13 protein-coding genes are annotated in these 15845 nt (G+C 62.4%); 7 read left to right on the top strand and 6 right to left on the bottom strand.

Annotated elements, in window-relative coordinates:
• Nucleotides 1-360: 360 nt before the first annotated feature.
• A complete protein-coding gene (gene pgi, locus ENZ74_RS05340; RefSeq protein WP_082826639.1) occupies nucleotides 361-2004 on the top strand; it encodes a glucose-6-phosphate isomerase in 1644 nt (547 codons plus the stop codon).
• A 5-nt stretch (nucleotides 2005-2009) separates the two neighbouring features.
• The gene (locus tag ENZ74_RS05345; protein ID WP_063169934.1) at nucleotides 2010-2732 is read left to right on the top strand and encodes an HAD family hydrolase; all 723 of its coding nucleotides are present in this window, start codon (nucleotides 2010-2012) and stop codon (nucleotides 2730-2732) included.
• A 359-nt stretch (nucleotides 2733-3091) separates the two neighbouring features.
• On the opposite strand, the gene ENZ74_RS05350 is transcribed toward ENZ74_RS05345, so the two are convergent.
• Both ENZ74_RS05350 and ENZ74_RS05355 read right to left on the bottom strand, forming a co-directional pair.
• On the bottom strand, nucleotides 3092-3829 hold the full coding sequence (locus ENZ74_RS05350) for a methyltransferase (protein WP_027161817.1): 738 nt from the start codon (nucleotides 3827-3829) through the stop codon (nucleotides 3092-3094).
• Entirely contained in the window at nucleotides 3826-5832 is a 2007-nt protein-coding gene (locus tag ENZ74_RS05355) for a long-chain fatty acid--CoA ligase (RefSeq protein WP_063169935.1), read from the bottom strand. Before ENZ74_RS05355 ends, ENZ74_RS05350 begins: the two co-directional genes overlap by 4 nt.
• Before the next feature lie 453 nt (nucleotides 5833-6285).
• Between ENZ74_RS05355 and ENZ74_RS05360 the strand changes: the two genes are divergently transcribed.
• From ENZ74_RS05360 to ENZ74_RS05380, 5 genes are all read left to right on the top strand, one after another.
• The gene (locus ENZ74_RS05360) at nucleotides 6286-7878 is read left to right on the top strand and encodes an ABC transporter substrate-binding protein (protein ID WP_013527993.1); all 1593 of its coding nucleotides are present in this window, start codon (nucleotides 6286-6288) and stop codon (nucleotides 7876-7878) included.
• Between the two features lie 50 nt (nucleotides 7879-7928).
• Nucleotides 7929-8936: an ABC transporter permease subunit gene (locus tag ENZ74_RS05365; protein ID WP_063169936.1), complete on the top strand. Its 1008-nt coding sequence runs from the start codon at nucleotides 7929-7931 to the stop codon at nucleotides 8934-8936.
• A gap of 70 nt (nucleotides 8937-9006) precedes the next feature.
• Nucleotides 9007-9861: an ABC transporter permease subunit gene (locus ENZ74_RS05370; protein ID WP_224618710.1), complete on the top strand. Its 855-nt coding sequence runs from the start codon at nucleotides 9007-9009 to the stop codon at nucleotides 9859-9861.
• 2 nt (nucleotides 9862-9863) lie between these two features.
• The gene (locus ENZ74_RS05375; protein WP_024503389.1) at nucleotides 9864-10718 is read left to right on the top strand and encodes an ABC transporter ATP-binding protein; all 855 of its coding nucleotides are present in this window, start codon (nucleotides 9864-9866) and stop codon (nucleotides 10716-10718) included.
• The gene (locus ENZ74_RS05380; RefSeq protein ID WP_063169937.1) at nucleotides 10718-11548 is read left to right on the top strand and encodes a dipeptide ABC transporter ATP-binding protein; all 831 of its coding nucleotides are present in this window, start codon (nucleotides 10718-10720) and stop codon (nucleotides 11546-11548) included. The genes ENZ74_RS05375 and ENZ74_RS05380 overlap by 1 nt, the downstream gene beginning before the upstream one ends.
• Before the next feature lie 523 nt (nucleotides 11549-12071).
• Here the strand turns inward: ENZ74_RS05380 and ENZ74_RS05385 are convergent.
• The 4 genes from ENZ74_RS05385 to ENZ74_RS05400 all read right to left on the bottom strand — a co-directional run bounded on the left by ENZ74_RS05385 (nucleotide 12072) and on the right by ENZ74_RS05400 (nucleotide 15613).
• On the bottom strand, nucleotides 12072-12512 hold the full coding sequence (locus ENZ74_RS05385; protein ID WP_063169939.1) for a hypothetical protein: 441 nt from the start codon (nucleotides 12510-12512) through the stop codon (nucleotides 12072-12074).
• Between the two features lie 128 nt (nucleotides 12513-12640).
• On the bottom strand, nucleotides 12641-13942 hold the full coding sequence (locus tag ENZ74_RS05390; protein WP_063169940.1) for a cysteine desulfurase-like protein: 1302 nt from the start codon (nucleotides 13940-13942) through the stop codon (nucleotides 12641-12643).
• 49 nt (nucleotides 13943-13991) lie between these two features.
• Nucleotides 13992-14666, bottom strand: coding sequence for an amino acid ABC transporter permease (locus ENZ74_RS05395; protein ID WP_013527987.1), 675 nt, complete (start codon nucleotides 14664-14666; stop codon nucleotides 13992-13994).
• 149 nt (nucleotides 14667-14815) lie between these two features.
• Nucleotides 14816-15613, bottom strand: coding sequence for an ABC transporter substrate-binding protein (locus tag ENZ74_RS05400; RefSeq protein ID WP_024503391.1), 798 nt, complete (start codon nucleotides 15611-15613; stop codon nucleotides 14816-14818).
• Nucleotides 15614-15845: the final 232 nt, after the last annotated feature.

Raw genomic sequence — 15845 nt, forward strand, 5'->3', positions numbered from 1 at the left:
GGCCGGACCATATCGCCGTGTCGTTTCGCTGTGGCATGGGAGATTTCCTCGATGGCCAGCCTTTTTCGTTTGGCTGGACCAGCCGAACGTAACCGTGGCACAAGGGGTTGCGCCAATCAATTTTTCTGATCGTTGGGATTTATGCCAGTGATCCTTCACGTCCTTTTGATGCCGCGTTGCGGCATCGTGGGGTGACGCGGCGCTTCATCCCGGCGATGACATCGTGCGTCATGGCGGCGTGTGGGTGTGCGTCATCGCTGCGCATTGATACGGGTGGAGTTCGGCCCGATAGATTGTCGCGACGACACGCGCCGGAAACATCCGGTCCGTAATGATGGCTCGAGGTCTCGGAGTTTGGCAGTGGATCAATCGTCCTTTCAAAAACAGCTCGCCGCCTTGCGCGACCACCGCGCGGCGGCGCCCGCCAGCATGCGCCAGACCTTCGCCGCCGATCCCAAGCGGTTCGTGGAATTCTCCGCCACCGACGGCGATCTGCTGCTCGACTGGTCGAAGTGCGCGGTCGACGCGACCACCATGGAGCAGCTGGAAAAGCTCGCGCAGGCCGCCGATCTCGAAGGCCGCCGCGCCGCCATGTTCGCGGGCAAGAAGATCAACGTCACCGAGGACCGTGCCGTGCTGCACACGGCGCTGCGCAACCTGACCGGCAAGGGCGTCACCGTCGATGGCCAGGACGTCAAGGCGGACGTCATCGCCGTGCTCGACGCCATGGGCGCCTTTGCCGATGCCGTGCGCTCGGGCAAGGCGGCCGGCGCCACCGGCAAGAAGATCACCGACATCGTCAACATCGGCATCGGCGGTTCCGATCTCGGCCCGGCCATGGCGACGCTGGCACTGGCGCCCTATCATGACGGGCCGCGCGCGCATTACGTCTCCAACATAGACGGCGCCCATATCCACGACACGCTGAAGGGCCTCTCCGCCGAGACCACGCTTTTCATCATCGCTTCCAAGACCTTCACCACCGTCGAGACGATGACCAATGCGCAGACGGCGCGCGACTGGGTGGAGAAGGCGCTCGGCAAGGAAGCGGTCGGCAAGCATTTCGCCGCCGTCTCGACCGCGCTCGACCTGGTGGCCAAGTTCGGCATCGCGCCCGATCGCGTCTTCGGCTTCTGGGACTGGGTCGGTGGCCGCTATTCGCTCTGGGGTGCCATCGGCCTGCCGGTGATGATCGCTGTCGGCCCGCGGAATTTTCGCGCCTTCCTTGATGGCGCGCATGAGATGGACGAGCATTTCCGCACCGCGCCGGTGCAGGAGAACCTGCCGGCGCTGCTGGGACTGGTCGGCTGGTGGCATCGCGTGATCTGCGGTTACCCGGCGCGCGCCGTCATCCCTTACGACCAGCGCCTGTCCAGGCTGCCGGCCTATTTGCAGCAGCTTGACATGGAATCGAACGGCAAGAGCGTCACCCTCGAAGGCACGGCGGTGACGACGCCGACCGGACCGCTGGTCTGGGGTGAGCCCGGCACCAACGGCCAGCATGCCTTCTTCCAGCTGCTGCACCAGGGCACCGATTTCATCCCGGTCGAATTCCTTGCCGCGGCCGTCGGCCACGAGCCCGATCTCAAGCACCAGCATGATCTGCTGCTCGCCAACTGCCTGGCGCAGTCGGAAGCGCTGATGAAGGGCCGCACGCTGGACGAGGCGCGCGCCCAGATGCTGGCCAAGGGCATGAAGCCGGCCGAGGTCGACAAGATCGCGCCGCACCGCGTCTTCTCGGGTAACCGTCCCTCGGTCACCATCCTCTACAGAAAGCTCGACCCGCGCACCTTCGGCCGGCTGATCGCGCTCTACGAGCACCGCGTCTTCGTCGAGGGCACGCTGTTCAACATCAACTCCTTCGATCAGTGGGGCGTCGAACTCGGCAAGGAACTGGCCACCGGCCTGTTGCCTGTCGTGGAGGGCAAGGAAAGTGCCGCCAATCGGGATGCATCGACCGCTGGCCTTGTGGGATTCATCCAGCATTTGCGTGGCTCGGAGTGAAAAGCTTGGCAGACATCAAGGGAATATTGTTCGACAAGGACGGCACGCTTGTCGACTTCAACGCCACCTGGCTCGGCGTTGCCGACTTCATGGCCATGGATGCGTCGGAAGGCGATCGCTGGAAAGCCGACAGGCTGCTGGCCGCTGCCGGCTTCGATTTCGCCAACAAGCGTTTCAAGCCGGACTCCATCTTTGCCTCCGGCACCAATCTCGACGTCGTCGAATTGTGGTTCCCACGCCTGTCCAACGAGGATCAGATGCTTGCGGTTGCCCGCTTCAACGAGATCACCTCCGTACAAGGCTCGGCGATGGCCGTGGCGCTGCCGGGCATCGTCGATACGCTGACGGCACTGCACAGGAAATCCTACCGGCTTGGCGTCGCCACCAACGATTCGACCAGCGGCGCGGAAAAGACGCTGGTCACGCTCGGCGTCGCTCAATTGTTCGACGCGGCCTATGGCTACGACGCGGTGGCCAATCCGAAGCCGGCGCCCGACACCATCCAGGCCTTTAGCGATCTCACCGGCCTCAAGCCGGCGGAAATCGCCATGGTCGGCGACAACCGGCACGACCTCGAAATGGCACGTGCCGGCGGCTGCGGGCTGGCGGTCGGCGTGCTCTCCGGCACCGGCACCCGCGAATCGCTGGCCGGCATTGCCGATGTGGTTCTGGATTCGGTCGCCGACCTGCCGGATTTTCTCTCGGCGCGGGTCAGGGAGACGATCTGACGGGAAAGGCTAGGTCAAACTCGATTCACCTCGGGATTTTCTGCCAATGGCCGAGATGGGGGAGCAGTCCATGGAAACTATCGAGCTTCTGGTTTGTTTTCGGACACAATGGGCCACTCATCAGCAGAACAAACGTACCCGCATTTGCCGCACCTGATCTTGGCGCTTTGCGCTGTCGATGTCTTCGCCTGGCTGAAGATCGAAGCCCCGATTTTCGCATTTTGGGCAAACTGTGAAACCGATACGTTGAACAACTTTAATCCACGCCACTCGACTTCTCCGACCAACGGCTAGTCGAATCTATTTTCTGCCCTCGATGTTTGTCCACAATGAGTAGAATTTAGGCTTGCTCTGTGGCGTCAGCGCGCTCCCTCCTCAAACGAAAAGACGCCGCTAAGCCTCGTCGCAGCCCCCTTCGCGTCGCCGAAATCCGGCACCTTGTATTCGGCGAGCAATCGCAGCCGGGACAGCGGCAGGTCGTTGCGGCGGGGATCTCCGACCAGCACCTCGATGCCGGCCGCCAGGCAGCGGTCGAGGAACGGGATAACCCGCAGAGCAACCTCAGGGCCGTAGAACACGTCGCCGGCAAGCACGAGCTCGACCGCCGGCGGGGGACCCGTGGTAATGTCCTTGTCGACAATGGCGATCTCGACGCCGTTGGCCGCGGCATTGAGGCCGATCGCGGCAACGCCGTTACGGTCGATCTCGGCGGCGATCACTTCGCGCGAACCGGCCTTGGCTGCGGCGATGCCGACAAGGCCGGAGCCGGCACCAAGGTCGAGCACGCGGCGACCGGCTACCGTTTGCGGATGATCCAGTATATGGCGCGCAAGCACCGCGCCGCCGGCCCACACGTAAGCCCAGTAAGGCGGCTGCGGCTCAGGTCCATTGTTGTCCGCCTCGATCGTGTCGTCATCGTCGTCAGCGCTTTGGTGCGTATCGGTAAGCCGTCTCAGGCCACTGGCCGGGTGCGGTGTAAAAAGCTGGATCTCAGGCACCGACGGCACCGGGGCGAGGCGCATGTTCGTCCTGATGAACTCTGCCGGGTCAGGACGGCAAGGTGCATCTACGGCATCCGCGCCGCCGGCTGCAATCATTCGCGCAGCGCTCGCCGCAGGATCTTGCCGACCGGCGTCTTCGGCAGTTCGGTGCGGAATTCGATGTATCTGGGCCGCTTGTAGCCGGTCAGGTTCTCGCGGCAAAAGGCGGTCAGTGCCTCGGCGGTCAGCGCCGGATCCTTCCTGACCACGAACAGTTTCGGCACCTCGCCCGAATGCTCGTCCGGCACGCCGATCGCCGCCACTTCGAGCACGCCCGGATGCATCGCCACGACTTCCTCGAGCTCGTTGGGATAGACGTTGAAGCCCGAGACCAGGATCATGTCCTTCTTGCGGTCGACGATCTTGGTGTAGCCGCGCTCGTCCATGAAGCCCATGTCGCCGGATTTGAAGTAGCCGTCCTTGGTCATCACCTTGGCGGTCTCATCCGGCCGGTTCCAGTAGCCCGCCATCACTTGCGGCCCCCGGATGCAGACTTCGCCGACCTCGCCGAGCGGCAAATTGTTGCCGTCTTCGTCGCGGATGGCGATCTCCGTCGAGGGCAGCGGCAAGCCGATGGTGCCGGTGAAGTCGCCGGCGGTGAACTTGTTGGCGGTGGCCACCGGCGAGGTTTCCGAGAGGCCGTAGCCTTCGGTGACCGAACATCCGGTCAGCGCCTTCCAGCGTTCGGCGACGCCCTTCTGCACCGCCATGCCGCCGCCCAGCGTCAGCACCAGCGGCTTGAAGTCGAGCTTGCGGAAATCCTCATTGTTGAGCAGCGCGTTGAACAGCGTGTTGAGGCCGGGAAAGATGTGCACCGGATATTTCTGCAATTCCTTGACGAAGCCTGGGATGTCGCGCGGATTGGGAATGAGCACATTGCGGGCGCCCTGCTGCATGCCCATCAGCGCGTTCACCGTCAGCGCGAAGATATGATAGAGCGGCAGCGCGCAGATGAAGTTGGGATGCGCGGGTTTCGGCTTGATCGTGTAGGCGTCCTCCATCCACTGCGCGTTCTGCGCGACGTTGGCGAGCACGTTGCTGTGCAGCAGCGTGGCGCCCTTCGAGACGCCCGTGGTGCCGCCCGTATATTGCAGGAAGGCGACATCGTCGGCTGCCACCTTGGCCGGCCTGAAGCCCATACCGGCGCCGGCCTTCATGGCGGCATTGAACTTGACATGGCCGGGCAGCGACCATGCCGGCACCATCTTCTTCACGCGGCGCACGACGAAATTGACGATTGTGCCCTTCAGCCCGCCAAGCATGTCGCCCATCGCGGCGACCACCACATGCTTGACCGCGGTCCTGGCGATCACCGCCTGCAAGGTGTTGGCGAAGTTCTCCAGGATGACGATGGCTTGCGCCCCGGAATCCTTCAGCTGGTGTTCGAGCTCGCGCGGCGTGTAGAGCGGATTGATGTTCACCACCACATAACCCGCTCGCAAGATCGCCATCATCGCCACCGGATATTGCAGCACGTTGGGCATCATCAGCGCGACGCGCGCGCCTTTCTGCAGGCCCTTCGATTGCAGGTAGGCGCCGAAGGCCGCCGACAGCCGCTCGACATCGGTGTAGCTGATGGACTTGTCCATGCAGGTGAAGGCCGGCTGCGCGGAAAACTGCTTGCAGGCGGCGACGAGGAAATCGCCGATCGAGCTGTAGGGCAGGGCGCCGATCTCCGCCTGCACGTTTTTCGGATAGCTCTTGAGCCACGGCTTTTCCGGCAAGCCGGCGGCCAGCGCCGTCAGCGCTTTCGGCAATCGGTTGGCGGTGGCGTCGGCCGGCTTTGCCGCCGGTGGGGCCTTCACCGCTGCCGCGGCCTTCGAGGCCGGCCTGGCAGCGGGCTTTGCCGCACCCGCTTTACGCCCCGGCGCCGTCTTTCCGGCCGCAGCCTTGGCCGGGGCTTTCACCGCCGGCTTTGTGCTTGCCCTTACAGGTGCCGCGGCCGCCTTCGGCTTGGCGGCTTTGGCAACGGGTGCTTTCGGCTTGGCAGTACCGGCTGCTTTCGACGGCGCCTTGGCTCCCGCTTTCACCGGCGCCGTCGTCCTTGATGCTTTTGCCAACCGTTCCTCCCTGGACAAGTCTTGTTCATCCGTGCCGCACTCGCCCCTGAATTGGCAAGGGCGTCCTCCGCTGCGGCCGCTACACCCTATGTATTGCCTCCCTTGGTGAGCGTGCAAGTCTTGCCCTTGCGGCAACGCGGCGAAAGATTTGCCGTCGAAAGTCTTTGCCGCCGCCAGCGCTCCAGGCGGTGTCCTGACGCATCCCACGGCCGCTCGGAAGCGCCGGGAACATTTATATCGTCAGCCTGGCGATCAATAAAAAAATTCGGCTGTTAATAATCTCGTGAACGGAAGAAACGGCTAATTTTTTCTGCAATTTGGCAAAGTTGCGGATTTTTTTCCTGCTTCCCGCGGGGTAAGCAAACGGGGTGTTCCAAAGCCGGAAAAACGGTGCTTATATGCGCGCTTCGCGAGCCTGATAGAGGGGCTTGGAAGAACATCAGGGAGTGCTCAATGAATAAGAAGCTGACTTTTGCAGCCGCGTTGCTGGCTGCAAGCGTCCTGGGCGGCATGGCCAATGCGAAAACTCTGGTCTACTGCGCGGAAGCTTCGCCGGAAGGTTTCGATCCGGCGCCGTATACCGCAGGCCAGACGTTCGACGCGTCCTCGCGCACCGTCTTCAACCGCCTCGTCGAATTCGATCACGGCAAGACGACGACCTCGCCGGGCCTGGCCGAAAGCTGGACGATCTCCGACGATGGCAAGGAATATGTCTTCAAGCTGCGCAAGGGCGTCAAGTTCGCCGCCACCGACTATTTCACCCCGACGCGCGACTTCAACGCCGACGACGTGGTGTTCTCGTTCGAACGTCAGGTCGACAAGAACGGTCCCTGGTTCCAGTACATTCCGGGCATTGCCTACCAGTATTACAATGACCAGTTCGGCGACAACATCACCAAGGTCGAGAAGGTCGATGACCTGACGGTGAAGTTCACCCTCAAGGAGCCGGCGATCACCTTCATTCCGACGCTGGGCATGGATTTTGCCTCCGTCGTCTCCAAGGAATATGCCGACAAGCTGCAGGCCGACAAGACGCCTGAGCTGTTCAACCAGAAGCCGATCGGCACCGGCCCGTTCATCTTCGTCGACTACCAGACCGACGCCGCCATCCGCTACAAGGCCAACCCGGACTATTGGGGCGGCAAGCAGAAGATCGACGATCTGGTCTTCGCCATCACCACCGATCCGGCCGTGCGCGCACAGAAGCTCAAGGCCGGCGAATGCAACATCATGTCGTACCCGGCACCGGCCGACATCGCCGGCCTGCAGGCCGATGCGAACCTGAAGGTCGAGGAGCAGGAAGGCCTCAATGTCGGCGCGCTGATGTACAACACCCAGCAGAAGCCGTTCGACGACGTGCGCGTGCGCAAGGCGCTCAACATGGCCATCAACAAGAAGGCCATCATCGACGCGGTCTTCCAGGGTGCCGGCCAGGTGGCGGTCAACCCGATCCCGCCGACCATGTGGTCCTACAACAAGGAAGTGAAGGACGATCCGTACGATCCGGATGCAGCCAAGAAGCTGCTTGAAGAGGCCGGCGTCAAGGACCTCAAGATGAACGTCTGGGCCATGCCGGTGTCGCGCCCCTACATGCCGAACGCGCGCCGCACCGCCGAATTGATCCAGGCGGACTTCGCCAAGGTCGGCGTCACCGTCGAGATCGTCAGCTACGATTGGGGTGAATACCTCAAGCGCGCTTCCGCGGTCGATCACGACGGCGCCGTCATCGTCGGCTGGACCGGCGACAATGGCGATCCGGACAACTTCCTCGGCGTGCTCCTGAGCTGCGCTTCCGTCGGTTCGAACAACCGCGCGGAATGGTGCAACAAGGACTTCGATGCGCTCATCAACAAGGCCAAGACCGTTTCGGATCAGGCCGAGCGCACCAAGCTCTATGAACAGGCACAGGTCATCTTCAAGGAACAGGCACCCTGGGCGACGCTCGCTCACTCCAAGGTGTTCATGCCGATGCAGAAGACCGTCACCGGCTTTGCGATGGATCCGCTCGGTATCCACCGCTTCGACGGCGTCGATATCGCCGAATAAGGTTGCGAAACGGGGGCGCCACCATGTGGTGACGCCCCCACTCGCCCGCCATGCTGCGTTATATCCTCGGCAAGCTCGCCCTCATCATCCCGACCTTCATCGGGATAACCATCCTCGCCTTTGGCTTCGTGCGCATCCTGCCCGGTGATCCGGTGCTGGTGCTTGCGGGCGAACGCGGCCTGTCGCCCGAACGCCACACGGCGCTCATGCACCAGTTCGGTTTCGACCTGCCGATCTGGCAACAATATCTGACCTATCTGACGAACATCCTCGGCGGTGATTTCGGCACCTCGTTTTCCACCAAGACACCGGTGCTCAAGGACTTCCTTGTCCGCTTTCCGGCAACGGTCGAGCTCGCCATCTTCGCCATGATCTTTGCCGTCATCCTGGGTGTGGCCGCCGGCATTTTCGCTGCCATCCGCCGCGGCTCCTGGTTCGACCAACTGACCATGGGCACGGCGCTGGCCGGCTATTCCATGCCGATCTTCTGGTGGGGTCTGCTGCTGATCATCGTGTTCTCCGGCATGCTGCACTGGACGCCGGTTTCAGGCCGCATCGACCTCCTCTACTTCTTCAAGCCGGTGACCGGCTTCATGACCATCGATTCCCTGATCTCGGGCCAGAAGGGCGCCTTCCGTTCGGCGCTGTCGCACCTGATCTTGCCGACCATCGTGCTCGGCACCATTCCGCTCGCCGTCATCGCGAGGCAGACGCGCTCGGCGATGCTCGAGGTGCTGGGTGAGGACTATGTCCGCACCGCGCGCGCCAAGGGCCTGGCGCCGCGTAGGGTCATCGGCCTGCACGCCTTCCGCAACGCGCTGATCCCGGTCGTCACCACCATCGGCCTGCAGGTCGGCACGCTGCTCACCGGCGCCATCCTGACCGAGAGCATCTTCTCCTGGCCCGGCATCGGCAAATGGATGATCGACGCCATTTCCAAGCGCGACTATTTCACCGTGCAGGGCGGGTTGCTTTTGATCGCGCTGATCGTCATGTCGGTGAACCTCATCGTCGACGTGCTCTACGCCGTCATCAACCCACGCATCCGGGCCAACTGACATGAGCAATGAAGGCCCCGCCACCATCGAAGCCGCGACCGTCGTCAAGCCGCAGGACGCCAGGTTGCAGATGTTCGGCGAGTTCTGGCATTACTTCTCCGTCAACAAGGGCGCGGTGATCGGGCTCTTCGTCTTCGCGCTGCTGATCCTGATCGCCATTTTCGCGCCGCTGCTGGCGCCGCATTCGCCGGACGATCAGTTCCGCGACTTCTTCCTGACGCCGCCGGCCTGGCAGGAGGGCGGCAATGCGCAGTTCCTGCTCGGCACCGACGCCGTCGGCCGCGATATGCTGTCGCGCCTGATCTACGGCTCGCGCTTCTCGCTCGCCATCGGCTTCGTCGTTGTCACGTCAGCGCTGATTTCAGGCGTCATCCTCGGCCTGCTCGCCGGCTACTGCCGCGGCTGGGTCGACACGCTGATCATGCGCATCATGGACATCATCCTGGCCTTCCCGTCGCTGCTCTTGGCCCTGGTGCTGGTCGCGGTGCTTGGCCCCGGCCTCGTCAACGCCATGATCGCCATCGCCTTCGTGCTGCAGCCGCATTTCGCCCGGCTCACCCGCGCCGCCGTGATGGCCGAAAAGACCCGCGAATATGTCGTCTCGGCCAAGGTCGCCGGCGCCAGCCATCTCAGGCTGATGCTGGTCACCATCCTGCCAAACTGCATCGCGCCGTTGATCGTGCAGGCGACGCTGTCCTTCTCCAACGCCATCCTCGAGGCGGCGGCCCTTGGCTTCCTCGGCATGGGCGCGCAGCCGCCGACGCCGGAATGGGGCACCATGCTGGCCGAAGCGCGCGAGTTCATCCTGCGCGCCTGGTGGGTGGTGACCTTCCCTGGCCTCGCCATCCTGATCACCGTCTTTGCCATCAACCTGATCGGCGACGGTCTGCGCGACGCGCTCGACCCCAAGCTGAAGAGGTCCTGAGCATGCCTCTGCTCGAGATCAAGAACCTCACCGTTTCCTTCGACACCGCGGCCGGACCGTTCATGGCCGTGCAAGGTATCGACCTGTCGATCGAGCCGCGCGAAGTGCTGGCGATCGTCGGCGAGTCCGGCTCCGGCAAGTCGGTGTCGATGCTGGCGGTGATGGGGCTGTTGCCCAACACGGCAACCGTCAAGGCCGACCGCATGGCCTTCGACGGCGTCGATCTGCTGAAGCTCAGCCCGTCCGAACGCCGCAAGATCGTCGGCAAGGACATCTCGATGATCTTCCAGGAGCCGATCGCCAGCCTCAACCCGTGCTTCACCGTCGGGTTCCAGATCGAGGAGGTGCTGCGCTTCCACATGGGCATGGACCGCGCCCAGCGCCGGGCGCGTGCCATCGAACTGATGAAGCTGGTCGGCATCGCCGACCCTGAAGAGCGGCTGAGTTCCTTCCCGCACCAGATGTCCGGCGGCCAGTGCCAGCGCGTCATGATCGCCATCGCCATTGCCTGCAATCCGAAACTGCTGATCGCCGACGAGCCGACCACGGCGCTCGACGTCACCATCCAGAAGCAGATCCTCGATCTGCTGGTTTCGCTGCAGGCCAAATACGGCATGGGCCTGATCATGATCACCCACAATATGGGCGTGGTGGCCGAGACCGCTGACCGCGTCATCGTCCAGTACAAGGGCCGCAAGATGGAAGAGGCCGACGTGCTGTCGCTGTTTGAATCGCCAAAGAGCAATTACACGCGGGCGCTGTTGTCGGCCTTGCCGGAAAACGCCGTCGGCGACCGGCTGCCGACCGTTTCCGACATGATGTTCGAGCCGGCGCCTTCTGCTGCGGGAGCCACCTGATGAGCACCACGGTTCTCGAAGGCAAGAACATCGTCCGCGACTACCACATCGGCGGCGGCCTGTTCACCGGGCCGCGCACCGTGCACGCGGTCAAGGGCGTCTCGTTCAAGGTCGACAAGGGCAAGACGCTGGCCATTGTCGGCGAAAGCGGCTGCGGCAAGTCAACGCTTGCCCGCATCATCACGCTGATCGATCCGGCGACATCGGGCGAATTGTTCATCGACGGCAACAAGGTCGACATCGCCAAGGGCGGATTGACCAAGGAGATGCGCCGCAAGGTGCAGATCGTCTTCCAGAACCCCTACGGATCGCTCAATCCGCGCCAGAAGATCGGCGACGTGCTGGGCGAGCCGCTTTTGATCAACACCGACAAGCCGGCGGCCGAGCGGCGCGACCTGGCGATGAAGATGCTGAAGAAGGTCGGGCTCGGTCACGAACATTACAATCGCTATCCGCATATGTTCTCCGGCGGCCAGCGCCAGCGCATCGCCATTGCCCGCGCGCTGATGCTCAATCCGAGCCTGCTGGTGCTGGACGAGCCGGTCTCGGCGCTCGATCTGTCGGTGCAGGCGCAGGTGCTCAACCTGCTCGCCGACCTGCAGGACGAGTTCCAGCTGACCTACGTCTTCATCAGCCACGATCTGTCCGTGGTACGCTACATCGCCGACGATGTGATGGTGATGTATTTCGGCGAAGCGGTGGAATACGGCTCGCGCGACGAGGTCTTCGCCGACCCCAAGCACAGCTACACCAGGACGCTGTTCGCCGCGACGCCGCGCGCCGACGTCGCGTCGATCAAAGCGAGGCTGGCGAAGAAGAAGGCCGCCTGAGGCTTTTCGTCATCCTAGGTCGTGAACTCATAAATGCAGTATGACCGCGATGATTGGGAAGCAGGGCAAAGGGGCTGGCTTAGCCCTCTACACCCCATTTTAATTGGCTGGCATCGATGACGTCTGATCCCATGTACTCAACAAAATAGCTTCGTATCCTTTGGCGATGCCGATCCCATCTGGGGGACATTCGCTCACTCTTGTTCTCAATTTCAGCTAGAAAGACCCATTCCACGAATTGGTCCGCTGTGACATCACCGGATTGAGGGATAAAATCGGTGACATGCATGAATTTGTCGCCGTGCATTCCTCCGCAATACCCATGACCAGCACAGACCGCGTGCATGAGCGAGTCGAATCTATTCTTTACTTTCATGGAACATGCGCGATGGTGAAGCGGGATGCCTAGGCGCGCTGCGACAGCATATATCCTTGGGTGTAGATCCGCAATGGAGTCGTTTTTCGACCGGGACCTTCATATTATTGCGGAGTCTGAATCAGATTCCGCCGCAGTATGAAAGTCTCAGCCGGAGGGGTCCTCAGCGGCCAGTGGTGTTTCCCGTGTCAGCAACCAATCTTGAGCCACGATCTCAATTGTGTCGTCACGGAAGTAGAACAGGAATTGACGGGAGGTCGGCAAATCCGCCGACAAGACATCCCAATCGTCATCCTCGACGACCCGAGTGTCGCCCATAACCTCGTAGAACTCGCCCCATTTCGGAGCCTGACCGCCGTAAAGCCCTTTTCCTGCAAACCATGCATGATCGTTCGTCGCGTCCCAACGAAAACGACTGCAGCCGAGGAATCGTAGCGTCGCAATTTCTCCAGGCTCGGCACTGTAGGCCCACGGGTTAAGACGAAAGGAAAGGCGGACGCTGTTGCCTTCGACTACCAGCTCTATGTCAGGAGCATTGGGCTCGGCATTCCAATCGGTGTTCAAGTGCTGGAACGATAAATTGGCCATCAGCCATCTTGCATGCTGGGAGGGCAGTTTTCCACCTATCGCAGTCCTTTTTCATTTATCAGTACAGGGCCTAGGGCGAAGCGTCGCGCAGACCCCAGGATTACGACCCCCAATGTAGCCGCAGCCTACTACTCGACCGGCCCGAAGGCCGCAGCTCGGGACAACTTCGCGACAATCGCACGCAGAGCTTCGCCGAAGCGCCGGACTTCCTCGACCGTGTTGTAGTGGACCAACGAGGCGCGGATGGCGCCGCTGTCCATCGAGAGGTTGAGACGCTTCATCAGCCGTGGCGCGTACATGTGGCCGTCGCGGATGCCGATCTGCATCTCGGCCATTTCCTCGACGACCCGCTGCGGCGATAGTTTGCCGATGTTGAAGCAGAAGGTCGGCACGCGCTCATGGATGCGCGCCTCGTCGGCAACGCCGTAGATGGTTGCCCCGCAATCCTTCAGCACGGCCAGCATCTCGCGCGCCAGCACCAGCTCGTAGTCGCGGATGGCGCCCATGCCGGCAACGATGTTTTCGCGTCGGGAGCGGTTGTTGGACGGCGCCAGATTGCGGCCGATCAGTTCCAGATACTGCACCGCCGCATCCATGCCGGAAACGTTCTCGTAGATGAAGGTGCCGGCCTCGACCTTGTAGGGCGGCTCGTCGGGGATGAAGTCCTCGCGAAAGGTCGGCAGCCGCTTCAGCGTTTCGAAACGGCCCCACAGGAAGCCCATATGCGGCGAGAAATTCTTGTAGCCGGAGCAGACGAGATAGTCGCAATCCCAGGCCTGCACGTCGATCAGTCCATGCGGCCCGTAATGCACGCAGTCGAGGAACACTTCGGCGCCGGCCGCATGCGCGATCCCAGCCACCGCAGCGACATCGACGATCGAGCCGATCGAGTGCGCCGTGACCGTGCAGGCGACCAGGCGGGTGCGGTCCGAGACCAGCGGACGCAGATCGTCGACATGCAGATTGCCGTCCTCACGCATCCGCCACCATTTGAATTTCGCACCGGCCGATTCCAGCGCCAGCCAAGTCGCGATGTTGGCGTCATGATCCATGTCGGTGACGACGATCTCGTCGCGCTCTTGCAGCATCTGGCCGATGCCGAGGCTGACCAGGCGGATGAACGAGGTGGCATTCATGCCGAAGCAGATTTCCGCCGGGCTGTAGGCGTTGATGAGCAGAGCGACGCTTGTCCGCGCATCGGCGACCGATTGGTCGACGGTGACGCTGCGGCCATAGCGGCCGCCACGCTGCACATTGTGCGAAACCAGATGATTGGTCACCGCGTCGAGCACGCTCTGCGGGATCTGCGCGCCGGCGGCGTTGTCCAAAAAGATGAAATCGCCGGCCCGCTGCAAGGCTGGAAACATGGCGCGGATGGTGTCGACGGGGAACGCGGTGGCATTCGCATTGTCGGTTTGATGCTTATTCACGGGTAGGCTCCTGCGGAGGGCTTGGACGGGGTGGGATCGGTTGGCGAGGTCAGCGCTTCTTTTCGGTCTTGAAGCGCTCTTCAAGCAGGCTGACGAGGCGGACCATCGGCCAGAGGAAGATGAGATAGACAAGGGCGGCGCCGATCAGCGGCGATGGGTTGGCGTAGAGCGACTGCGCGTTGGTCGCTTCCTTCAAGAGTTCCGGCAGCGCCACGGTGGAGGCGAGCGAGGTGTCCTTGAACATCGAGACGCAGTTGCTGGTCATCGGCGGGATGACGACGCGGATCGCTTGCGGCAGCACCACCTTGCGCAAGGTCAGGAGGAACGGCAGGCCAAGCGCCTGCGACGCCTCGAACTGGCCACGCGGAATGCTCTCGATGCCGGAGCGGAACACCTCGGCCGAGTAGGCCGACATGATGAAGGCGAAGGCTGTCACCGCCGATGCCCAGGACGACAGGCGTATGCCGAGGAAGGGCAGCGCATAGTAGATCAGGATCAGCACGACCAGCACCGGCAGGGCGCGGAAGATGTCGGTGTAGCCGACCGCGAGCCAGCGCAACGGCTTCGGCGCATAGAGCCGCACCAGGCTGATCCCCAGGCCGATGGGGATGCCGATGCCGATGCTCAAAATGCCGAGCAGCAGCGTGTTCAGGAAGCCGCGCAGCAGCGCCGGCAGGCTGGACATAATGACGTCGGGGTTGAAGAAGGTGTCGATCAGCGACATGGGAGCGTTCCCGAACCCCAGAGCAAAGAATGCTCACGTTAAACTCATGGGCCGCCGAGGGCAGGAGATCTGCGGCAGAAGCCGGCGGCCAGGCGTGAAAGAATCGTGCCGGCCTGGAAAGCCGGCACGATGTTACCGCAGCCTTCAGCTCAGGCCTTCGGCAGCGGCATTTCCTTCATGGTCGAAGAGTCGGCGGGCGCGTCGCTGCCGAACCACTTCTTGTGGATCGCGGCCAGCGTGCCGTCCTTCTTCATCGCGCTCAGCGCATCGTTCAGCTTGCCGAGCAGCGGGTGGTCCTTGGTCATCATCAGGCCGTATTGCTCACCGGTCTTGATGCGCTCCTTGACCACCAGGTCCTTCATCTTGGTGAAGGAATATTCCATGCCCGGAATGTCGCTGACTGCCGCATCGACGCGGCCGGCGCTGAGGTCGAGCAGCAGGTTCTGCTGCGTGTCGTAGCCCTTCACGTCGCTGAAGCCGTCGGCTTCCTGATGCGCCTTGACCCAGGTTTCGCCGGTCGAACCGGACAGCACGCCGATGATCTTGCCCTTGAGGTCGGCCTCGGCCTTGATCGGGCTGTCGGCCTTGGTGGCGATGCCCATATCGGAATCATAATAGGGCTGCGTGAACGACTGTGACTTCAGCCGCTCCGCCGTGATGGTGATCGACGAGATGGCGACGTCGATGCGCTTCGAGGTGGTGGCGGCAAACAGCGCCTGGAAGCCGAGATCGGCGATGTCGGTGGTCATGCCGATGCGCTTGGCGGCTTCGTTGACGATGTCGACCTCGAAGCCTTCGAAAGTGCCGCTCTCGTTCTTGAATTCGAAGGGCGGGTTGGTCGGGTAGGCGCCGACATTGAGCACATCCGCGGCATAAGCGGTGGCGGGGCCGGCGGCGATGCCGATGGCGGCGGCGAGAAGAAGCAATTTGCGACGCGTGAAGCTCATTTTTGTTCCCTCTGTTGTTGATCGGGCGGGTTGCTCCCGCACGGTTTTTTGCCGCCCCGCTTCACGCAGGGCGTCAATTCATGGCAGCGACCATGCGGTCACGGTTGGCGATGTTGTGTGTTGCAGACCGCGAATCCGCGCGCACGTCATCGAAGGCATGGCGCGTGTTGGATGATGACTGGGGCAGTATGAACGACAAGAACTGAGACTCCCACCCGGAGCACCCACGATG

Source organism: Mesorhizobium sp. M7A.F.Ca.CA.002.15.2.1, from assembly GCF_003998715.1.
Lineage (GTDB): Bacteria > Pseudomonadota > Alphaproteobacteria > Rhizobiales > Rhizobiaceae > Mesorhizobium > Mesorhizobium ciceri.

Excerpts from the sequence above, each read along its gene's own strand:
- ENZ74_RS05370 (WP_224618710.1), top strand. The coding sequence starts at position 9,007 with ATGTTCGGCGAGTTCTGGCATTACTTCTCCGTCAACAAGGGCGCGGTG.
- ENZ74_RS05400 (WP_024503391.1), bottom strand. The coding sequence starts at position 15,613 with ATGAGCTTCACGCGTCGCAAATTGCTTCTTCTCGCCGCCGCCATCGGC.
- ENZ74_RS05385 (WP_063169939.1), bottom strand. The coding sequence starts at position 12,512 with ATGGCCAATTTATCGTTCCAGCACTTGAACACCGATTGGAATGCCGAG.
- ENZ74_RS05375 (WP_024503389.1), top strand. The coding sequence starts at position 9,864 with ATGCCTCTGCTCGAGATCAAGAACCTCACCGTTTCCTTCGACACCGCG.
- ENZ74_RS05395 (WP_013527987.1), bottom strand. The coding sequence starts at position 14,666 with ATGTCGCTGATCGACACCTTCTTCAACCCCGACGTCATTATGTCCAGC.
- ENZ74_RS05365 (WP_063169936.1), top strand. The coding sequence starts at position 7,929 with ATGCTGCGTTATATCCTCGGCAAGCTCGCCCTCATCATCCCGACCTTC.
- ENZ74_RS05380 (WP_063169937.1), top strand. The coding sequence starts at position 10,718 with ATGAGCACCACGGTTCTCGAAGGCAAGAACATCGTCCGCGACTACCAC.
- ENZ74_RS05350 (WP_027161817.1), bottom strand. The coding sequence starts at position 3,829 with ATGATTGCAGCCGGCGGCGCGGATGCCGTAGATGCACCTTGCCGTCCT.
- ENZ74_RS05360 (WP_013527993.1), top strand. The coding sequence starts at position 6,286 with ATGAATAAGAAGCTGACTTTTGCAGCCGCGTTGCTGGCTGCAAGCGTC.